The organism is Curtobacterium flaccumfaciens UCD-AKU (assembly GCF_000349565.1).
GTDB lineage: Bacteria > Actinomycetota > Actinomycetes > Actinomycetales > Microbacteriaceae > Curtobacterium > Curtobacterium poinsettiae.
In genome coordinates, this window is sequence record NZ_KB714625.1 from 2,725 (window position 1) to 4,121 (window position 1,397).

The 1,397-nt window shown below is 70.9% G+C and carries 1 protein-coding gene and 1 pseudogene; one reads left to right on the top strand and one right to left on the bottom strand.

The window, feature by feature from the left end:
- Positions 1 to 34: 34 nt before the first annotated feature.
- Positions 35 to 1,066, bottom strand: coding sequence for an LLM class flavin-dependent oxidoreductase (locus tag H489_RS29925; protein ID WP_017887476.1), 1,032 nt, complete (start codon positions 1,064 to 1,066; stop codon positions 35 to 37).
- Between the two features lie 57 nt (positions 1,067 to 1,123).
- Between H489_RS29925 and H489_RS38270 the strand changes: the two are divergent.
- Positions 1,124 to 1,397, top strand: a pseudogene (locus tag H489_RS38270) (gluconolactonase); the annotation flags it as partial.

The window sequence follows — 1,397 nt, forward strand, 5'->3', positions numbered from 1 at the left end:
CCCGTGCCTCCCGTCCGTCGGTCTGGCGCCGTTCTCAGGCCGCACCCTGCGGCGCCCAGCCGAGTTCCGGACCCAGACGCTCCGCGATGTCGGTGATGATCTGCGCGTAGTCGTCGGGCTCGAACGAGAACGGGAGTGCGAAGGCGACCTCGGTGACCGCCTGGTAGCCGACGTCGGTGCGCAGCCGGTCCGCGATCTCGGCCGACGTGCCGACCAGGTCCGCAGCGAAGAGCATCCCTGCTGGACCCATCGGCACGCCGACGCGGCTCGAGCGGCTGTCGACGTAGGCGCGGTAGCGGGCCTCCTGCTCGCTCGTCGCGGTGTCGGTCGGGATGACGACCAGGCCCTGCGAGACGCGGGCGGCAGCGGGGTCGGGGTGGACGTCGAGGTACGCGTCGATCTGGGCGCGCTGGTTCGTGGCGAAGTCGGTGCCGACCTCGCTGCGGGTGACGCTCGAGGTGAGCAGGTGGAAGCCGTTCTCGCCCGCCCACACGGCCGACTTCGTGCTGCCGGTGCCGTACCAGATCCGGTCGGCCAGGCTGGTGCTGTGCGGCTGGACGGTGCTCGCGAACTCCTCGATGCCCCGACGTTCGACGGTCTCGGTGTCCGTCACCGGGTCACCGCGCACCAGGTCACGGAAGCGCAGGAGCCGGTCGTTGCCGAGGTCCTCGTGCTCCAGGGTGTGGGGGTAGATCGCGTCGCGGTACAGGTCGAAGTTCATCGGGGTCCCGACGGAGAACCCGGGGTTCAGGCGGCCACCGAGCAGGACGTCGACCGTGCTGAGGTCCTCGGCCAGGCGGAACGGGTTCTCGGCGCCGATCGGGGTGACGGCGGTGCCGAGGTCGATGCGAGAGGTGCGCTGCGAGGCGGCGGCCAGCACCGCGACGGGGGAGGAGATGCCGTGCTGCAGGTGCCGGTGGCGCAGCCACGCGCTGTCGAAACCGAGGGCCTCGGCACGCTCGATCACCCGCAGCGTGTCCTCGTGCCCCTCCGATGGTCGCGCGGGGTCGAAGGACCCGATCGTCAGGAAGCCGAGCCGGTGCAGGGGAGTTCCGTCGAGGGGCATGGGTCGATCGTGCCAGACCATCGGGTGGCGCGGGGGTCCGGATGGCAGGGTGGATCCGTGCACATCACCCTGGATTCTGCGACCGACATCGTCATCTCCGGCATCCGGTTCCCGGAGGGCAACCGCTGGCACGACGGGCGGCTCTGGTACTCGGACATGCACACCGGCGAAGTCTTCTCGGTCGACCCGTCCTCGACCGACGGTCCCCGGCTCGAGGCCACCGTCGACGGGCAGTCGTCCGGGCTCGGGTGGCTGGCCGACGGACGTCTCATCATCAGCTCGATGGAGTCCCGCACGGTCGTCGCCGTCGAGCCGGACGGCAGCACCTCGG

What these genes read in the sequence shown, in the direction of transcription:
- H489_RS29925 (WP_017887476.1), bottom strand. Translation starts at nt 1,066, where the DNA reads ATGCCCCTCGACGGAACTCCCCTGCACCGGCTCGGCTTCCTGACGATC.